7 protein-coding genes are annotated in these 7,400 nt (G+C 43.0%); 4 read left to right on the top strand and 3 right to left on the bottom strand.

The genetic code is table 11. The features are described 5' to 3' along the window. Window positions 1-106: 106 nt before the first annotated feature. From ispG to JOC94_RS23425, 3 genes are all read right to left on the bottom strand, one after another. Window positions 107-1,219 carry a flavodoxin-dependent (E)-4-hydroxy-3-methylbut-2-enyl-diphosphate synthase gene (gene ispG, locus JOC94_RS22145; RefSeq protein ID WP_171973803.1) on the bottom strand — a complete coding sequence of 371 codons (1,113 nt, stop codon included), beginning with the start codon at window positions 1,217-1,219 and terminating at the stop codon, window positions 107-109. 98 nt (window positions 1,220-1,317) lie between these two features. After that, window positions 1,318-1,644, bottom strand: a complete 327-nt coding sequence (locus tag JOC94_RS22140) for a LysM peptidoglycan-binding domain-containing protein (protein WP_205180371.1) — start codon at window positions 1,642-1,644, stop codon at window positions 1,318-1,320. Between the two features lie 140 nt (window positions 1,645-1,784). Then, the gene (locus JOC94_RS23425) at window positions 1,785-2,300 is read right to left on the bottom strand and encodes a DUF1189 family protein (protein WP_205180370.1); all 516 of its coding nucleotides are present in this window, start codon (window positions 2,298-2,300) and stop codon (window positions 1,785-1,787) included. 159 nt (window positions 2,301-2,459) lie between these two features. Here JOC94_RS23425 and JOC94_RS22130 point away from each other — a divergent pair, with 159 nt between their 5' ends. The 4 genes from JOC94_RS22130 (at window position 2,460) to JOC94_RS22115 (ending at window position 7,269) form a co-directional block, all read left to right on the top strand. Further along, window positions 2,460-2,942: a DUF456 domain-containing protein gene (locus tag JOC94_RS22130; protein ID WP_077109975.1), complete on the top strand. Its 483-nt coding sequence runs from the start codon at window positions 2,460-2,462 to the stop codon at window positions 2,940-2,942. Between the two features lie 261 nt (window positions 2,943-3,203). Continuing rightward, complete coding sequence (sodA, locus tag JOC94_RS22125) at window positions 3,204-3,812, top strand: superoxide dismutase SodA (protein WP_077109966.1); 609 nt, start codon at window positions 3,204-3,206, stop codon at window positions 3,810-3,812. Between the two features lie 103 nt (window positions 3,813-3,915). Next, window positions 3,916-5,136 carry an MFS transporter gene (locus JOC94_RS22120; protein ID WP_205180369.1) on the top strand — a complete coding sequence of 407 codons (1,221 nt, stop codon included), beginning with the start codon at window positions 3,916-3,918 and terminating at the stop codon, window positions 5,134-5,136. Between the two features lie 54 nt (window positions 5,137-5,190). Further along, window positions 5,191-7,269: a peptidoglycan D,D-transpeptidase FtsI family protein gene (locus JOC94_RS22115; protein WP_077109968.1), complete on the top strand. Its 2,079-nt coding sequence runs from the start codon at window positions 5,191-5,193 to the stop codon at window positions 7,267-7,269. The last annotated feature ends 131 nt before the right edge of the window (window positions 7,270-7,400 follow it).

The following is a 7,400-nucleotide window of genomic DNA, read 5'->3' as shown; positions in this document are numbered from 1 at the left end:
TTGACGTAGCGATGATAGGGATTTTTTTAACACAAATAAACCGAACAATTATAAATGAATTGTTCGGTTTTTGCTATTTCGTATTTGCTTATGTCTCAGCCTCTTGTTATACTTTTTGCGTTTCTTCCTTTTTGGCTTCTTCCGCTTGCTTTCTGAAGTATTCTTCCGCCATAATATCGATTTCTTTTTTCAACTCTTCAACCATCGTTTCCTCCGGTACTTTGCGCACGGTTTTTCCTTTTTTAAATAGCAAGCCTTCACCGCGAGCGCCGGCGATTCCGATATCAGCTTCGCGCGCTTCTCCAGGCCCGTTAACAGCGCAGCCCAGAACGGATATTTTCAGCGGGGCTTTTATTTTTTGAATGTATTCTTCGACTTCGTTGGCAATACTGATCAGATCAATTTCAATTCTTCCGCATGTTGGGCAGGAAACAAGCGTTGCCGCATTGGAAATAAGGCCGAATGCTTTCAGAAGTTCTCTCGCGACTTTTACTTCTTCAACCGGGTCTGCGCTTAAAGAGATACGCAGGGTATTTCCAATTCCTCTGCTTAAAATGGCTCCTAGTCCGGCAGAGCTTTTCACTGTTCCGGCAAACAAAGTGCCGCTTTCTGTAATCCCTAGATGTAATGGATAGTCAAATGCCATGGCGGCTTTTTCATAAGCTTCAATGGCCAAATTGACATCCGAAGCCTTTAAAGAAACGATAATATCGTGGAAGTCGAGATCCTCAAGAATTTTTATATGATGCAGGGCGCTTTCGACCATGCCATCGGCGGTAGGATAGCCGTATTTATTGAGTATATGTCTTTCCAGACTGCCGGCATTAACACCGATGCGGATCGGAATGCCTTTTTCTTTTGCAGCCTTGACAACAGCTTCCACTTTTTCTCTTTTTCCTATATTTCCCGGGTTGATCCGGATTTTGTCTGCTCCGCCTTCGATTGCTTTTAGGGCAAGGCGATAATCAAAATGGATATCTACGACAAGTGGAATATTGATTCGTTTTTTTATTTCCGAAATGGCATTGGCCGCTCTTTCGTCAGGGCAAGCGACTCTCACAATTTGGCATCCGGCTTCTTCAAGGCGGGCAATTTCTTTTACCGTGGCATCGACATCATGTGTTTTGGATGTCGTCATGCTTTGAATAATCAGTTCGTTGCTTCCGCCAATGGTTACATTGCCCACTTTTACCGGACGGGTCTTGGATCGATGTATAATTGTACCCAAAGGTATTCTCTCCTTTATAAAAATCCCTCGTGATGGTTACGTGAATATTGTATCAATGATTTGGTGAAGTTGACAACTTCCATGGCTGTTCATTTATATACTGGGAACTTGTATGTTTCGTTTATTTGAATGTGATTTGGTTCAATTTGGCCGTTTAATTCCCGAAAATCATCAACCATTTGCTCAATAGGCACCGGGAGGGGGCCATCATGTATATTCTCTGCAATGGAAAGAACCGTATCCCCGCGTTTCACTTTTTTGGTCGTATAAGGGATGGCCGGCTGGTCTTGTTTGCTCTTATGTTCTTCAATGCCAGCGGTTGCCATTGAAACCGGAAGTGTGCCTGTCGTTAAATCGTAATAGATACTATATAGAATGATCAGTGCCGCCACAAAAATCGCGATCTTTTTCAACAACGATCCCGCCTCTTCATATAAGTTGTCCCATATATATGAAGAGAGATCGGGAAATATTCTTGAATTATTTTGCTGTAGGGACAGCCAGTAAGATTTTACCCCCATTTCAAAGGGGAGATTCAATTGCCAGTAAAACAATCTCATGTTCTTTTTCGCGGTTTTGGAATGGAGCGGATACTTAACAATATCATGGCGATCGTGCCTGCAAAGGCCAATAACATGAAATATGGGCTTTGGATGTGAAAGACGTACAGCAGTCCGAACAGAAGAGCGGGTAACGTCATGCTAAACGCAGTCACCCTCCAGCTTTGTCTATAAGGAAGCTTTCTTTCCTGAAACCGCGCGGCTGGTTCCCCGACAGCGGCGATCAAAGTGATCGCTATAAAAAGAAGCGCTGCGTTAATGCCGAATGTTGCAAGTAAATATAAAGCCGCAAATATTCCTTTTGCTCCGGGATCCTTCATGACTTCACCGGCTTGGCCGGGAAGAAAACCGTTTTCGGTCATATTTTGAATGATGGATCCAAGAGAAAAAAGCAAGGCAATGAGAAAAACATGTTGGATTGCTTTTCCAATCGGGAGGAACCGATACTTGGCAATTTCTTTTGGAGAGTATAAACTTTTATAGAAAATGGTCAGGAGAGAAATCTTTCTCACTGTATTCACTCCTTCATAGTAATGACACCCGAACCTTTATTTTGAGGTTTCCAGGGGGAAGAATCAAGATGTTACAAAAATATTGCTAAAAATGTCGAAAATATGTTTTAGTGAAAGTGTTGTACAAGAAGAAATTTTTTTGGAAGGGAAGTTGTGCTTATGGAATGGTTATACTGGACAATTATAGTTTTGTCGATTTTATTGGCTTTTGCAGGCCTGATATACCCAATTATACCGGGTGTTGTTTTTTTGTTGGGTTCGTTTATTCTTTACGGATTATTCTTTTCATTTGAACCTTTCAATCCGCTGTTTTGGGTCATTCAATCTTTATTTGTTCTTCTTATCTTTATTGCGGATTATTTGGCCAACCTGTTTGGTGTTAAAAAATTTGGCGGATCAAAAGCGGGAGTATGGGGGAGCACTATCGGCTTACTGGTCGGACCGTTTGTCATTCCGGTAGCGGGAATCTTGCTGGGGCCTTTTATTGGGGCCATTTTAGGAGAGTTGATTGTTCACCGAACGGACGTGAAAACAGCTGTTAAAATCGGCATAGGCTCGGTAGCTGGATTTATTGGCAGTGTAGTTGTCAAATTAGTTATTCAATTGATTATGGTGGTTTATTTTCTGGTTCTTGTGTTATAGATAATATATACTGTACCGCCCTTTGCGCCCTTGCGGTATGAGCGGGCGCAAAGGATCAGACTTGCTGCAAGTTTTTTTGAGACAGCGGATGTGGAGCGTCATGTTTTTTGATGGCAGATTGCTTTGCTTTTATTACGTTTCATCAAGGCGTTTCTTCTTGGGACAAGCATAAAGTTTGAATGCGGTAACAGATTTTGTTAATCTTAGGTTGTAAAACAGGGATCGTCACCAGTCCCAATAATTACATAGGAGGAGATTCATATGGCATATGAATTGCCGCAATTACCTTATGCATACGACGCATTGGAGCCTCATATCGATAAGGAAACAATGAACATTCACCACACCAAGCACCATAACACATATGTTACCAATTTAAACAAAGCTGTAGAAGGTCACAGTGACTTGGCAAGTAAATCTGTTGAAGAACTAATCTCCAACCTGGATGCTGTTCCCGAGTCTATTAGAACAGCCGTACGTAATAACGGGGGAGGGCACGCAAACCACTCCTTATTCTGGAAATTGCTATCTCCTGAAGGAGGCGGCGAGCCAAGCGGAGAGCTAAAAAGTGCCATTGAAAGCAAATTTGGCAGCTTCGACAAGTTCAAAGAGCAATTTGAAGCAGCAGGAGCTGGACGATTCGGTTCCGGCTGGGCATGGCTTATTGTCAACAATGGAGAGTTGGAAATCACCAGCACGCCAAACCAGGATAGCCCGTTGATGGAAGGCAAAACGCCTATTTTGGGTCTTGATGTTTGGGAGCATGCCTACTACTTGAAATACCAAAACCGCCGTCCTGAATACATGAAAGCTTTCTGGAATGTGGTTAACTGGACCGAAGTTGAAAAACTTTACAGCGAAGCAAAATAAATATATAAACAAAAAACGAATTGCCTATTTTCCGGGTGATTCGTTTTTTTAGTATAAAACTTCCCTTTTCACAAAAAATACAAGTGAAAAGGGGAGTAATGTCATGATGAAGCTGAAAAACTTATTAGGCGATGTAGAGGTGCCGAAAGATTTAGCATTGCTTCTCTTTATTGGCGGTCTTTATTCTTTAAGCATTGCCCTGTCCAATACGTTCGTCAATATTTTTTTATGGAAGCAGTCAGGGAAGTTTTTGGATATTGGCATATATAACTTAGCCATTGTTGTTATGCAACCATTAACATTTATCTTGGCCGGAAGATGGGCCAAAAAAGTTGACAGAGTCATTGTCCTTCGAATCGGCGTCATTTTTTTGGCTCTTTTTTTTATGGTTGTTCTGTTTTTGGGCGCGGGGGCAGAACGCCACTTGGTGATGCTTGGGAGTCTCCTGGGGATCGGCTACGGCTTTTATTGGCTTGCTTATAATGTGTTAACTTTCGAAATTACGGAACCGGAAACGAGGGACTTGTTTAACGGTTTTCTCGGAACGCTTTCATCCGCGGGCGGAGTTATCGGTCCCATTTCGGCTGGGTTTATCATTACGCGATTCGAATCCAATGCGGGGTATACCCTCATTTTTGCTATATCGCTTGCGCTATTTGCGTTGGCTGTGATTTTCAGTTTTTTTATTAAACGCCGCCCGGCAAGAGGAGTCTATTGTTTTTTCAGAGTGCTGAAGGAAAGAAAAAACAACCCTAATTGGCGCTACATAACAAATGCCCACTTCCTTCAAGGGTTGCGGGACGGGACCTTTATTTTTATTATTTCGGTTTTTGTTTTTATCGCCACAGGCAGTGAATTGGCACTGGGAACATTCGGTTTCATTAATTCCGGAATAGCCTTCATTGCTTATACCCTTGCAGGTCGTTTTATTTATAATAGCCTCAGGAAAAAGGCGATGTTGATTGGCGGATTCATCTTATATGGAGCCATCTTTTTAATCGTTTTCAACTTTTCCTATCCGCGGCTGCTTTTATATGCCGCCGTCATAGCGATTGCTTATCCGATTATGCTCGTTCCTTATTTTTCGATGACATATGATGTGATCGGGAAAAGCTGGAAAGCGGCTGAAATGAGAGTTGAATATGTCGTTGTCAAAGAGGTTTTTTTAAATTCCGGCCGAATTGTATCTGTCCTTTCTTTTATAGCAGCCGTTGTTTTCTTTCAGGATGAAAAAAGCATTCCCATATTGCTCATGTTAATCGGAACCGGCCATACCCTGGCTGCACTTCTTTTACAAAAAGTAAAGTTGCCACATTCTCCATAGAATCATGATTCATTGTAGCAATAAATCCATTTTTCTTTTACAATAAAGATATGGATGATGGGGAAAGGGCTGGAAGAATTGAATAGCAAAAAAGCAAAAAAGAAAAACCATGTATCATTCAGAATGAACATGTTGTTTTTTGTCGTATTTTTGTTATTTTCACTGTTAATACTGCGTCTTGGTGTCATCCAAATCGTATACGGTGAAGATGCCAAAAGGGAAATCGAGCGGACAGAAGACGTGACGGTCAGCACATCGGTTCCGCGGGGGAAAATATATGACCGGAATTATAATCTCGTTGTGGACAACGAGCCGCGCAGGGCGATTACATATATGATCCCGAACAAATTCGACCAGAAAGAAACGCTGAAAGTGGCCGAAAGGCTTGCACAATTGATTGACAAAGATACGGAAAAAATTACAGAACGCGACAAAGTGGACTTTTGGATCATGAAAAACCCGAAAGAAGCTTTGGCAAGAGTGACGAAGGAAGAACAGGAAAAGCTGAAAGGAAAAGATGACGAGTTATACAAGCTCCAAAGGGAGCGTGTCACGGAACAAGATTTGGCCTCACTTACGGCCGATGATTTGGAAGTATTGGCGATCTATCGTGAACTGACAAGCGGTTACGCGATGACACAGCAAATGATTAAAAATGAAGATGTTTCGTTGGAAGAGTTTGCGCGCGTTAGCGAAAATCTGCCTATGCTTCCGGGGATCGATACGACAACAGACTGGGAAAGAAAATACGCGTATGATGAAACGCTCCGTTCCATTTTGGGCGGGGTGACAGACGGACTGCCACTTGAAAAGCTCGATTATTATATGTCCCGCGGCTACAGCAGAAACGACCGTGTCGGAAAAAGTTATATTGAGCTTCAATATGAAGATGTACTGCGGGGCCAAAAAGAAAAGGTTAAAAATGTGACGCGTCAAGGCAAGGTCCTGGAAACCAAAGTCCTTTCCGAAGGAGAGCGTGGCAAAGACCTCATATTGACACTTAATATGGACCTGCAGAAGGAAGTCGATAAAATTCTTGAGGAAGAAATCCGCAAGACGAAAGCCAGGGGCGGTACGGGTCTTTTGGATCGGGCCTTCGTCGTCTTGATGGATCCTCGCACTGGAGAAATACTGACAATGTCAGGCAAACAATATGCCTATGACGAAGAAGAAAAACGCTACAAATTTGTCGACTTTGCCGCTGGAAATTTCAATACCTCTTATGTAGTGGGCTCATCTGTAAAAGGCGCGACTATCTTAACTGGTTATATGACGGGTGTCAATCATCCTGGAAAGACAATGGTTGATGAACCTTTGCATATAAAAGGCACGCCGACAAAAAGTTCCCACTTTAACAGAAGCGGATATGTTTCCATTAATGATTACATGGCTTTGGTCCGTTCTTCGAACGTGTATATGTATAAAACGGCGATCGCCATCGGCGAAGGCCAATACCGCAGAGGACAGTCGTTGGCCATTAACAAAGAAAAAGCCTTCCGGGTAATGCGAGAGCATTTCAGCCAGTTCGGCTTGGGTATTCGGACCGGAATTGACTTGCCTGGCGAGCAAATTGGCTTCCGTGGCGATATCGAACAAGCGAATGCCGGTAATGTGCTCGACTTTGCGATTGGCCAATATGATTCTTATACGCCGCTGCAAATGGCGCAATACGTTTCAACGATCGCCAACGGCGGCTATCGGGTACAACCCCATGTTGTCAAGGAAATCAGAGACCCGGCAGACGGAAAGGAACCAGTGGGTCCCGTTGCAAAAGAGGTTGAACCAAAAGTGTTAAATAGAGTGAATGCTTCAGAAGAGTGGGTGAAGAGGGTTCAAAGAGGTTTCCGGGGCGTATTTACAGAACCGCGTGGAACCGGAAGGTCCTTTGCGGGGGAACCGTACAGTCCGGCCGGCAAAACAGGTACGGCGGAAACAGTGGACCGGGGCAGGAAAGTATGGAACTTGTCGCTTGTTGCATATGCACCATATGAAAATCCGGAAATTGCCATGGCGGTTGTCGTTCCTTCGGCCTATTATGTCGGGTCAACCCCAAATAACGTCAATATGGATATCGGAAAAAGAGTATTAAGAGCTTATTTCGATTTGAAATCGGGAAATAAGGAAGAAGAATAAGCAAAAAAGCAGATCATGCCGATCTGCTTTTTTTGCTGGTTCTATGTCAAATGTTGGGGTGAAGTGAGATGGAATCTCACCTACCCAACATGACTTCCAATTTTTTTATACTTATGTAAAAGAAGTATTCT

The sequence above is a fragment of the Siminovitchia thermophila genome (assembly GCF_016909185.1).
Taxonomy (GTDB): Bacteria; Bacillota; Bacilli; order Bacillales; family Bacillaceae_C; genus Siminovitchia; species Siminovitchia thermophila.
Note: the sequence above shows the minus strand (reverse complement) of the source record. Positions and strands in the feature narration are given on the sequence as shown.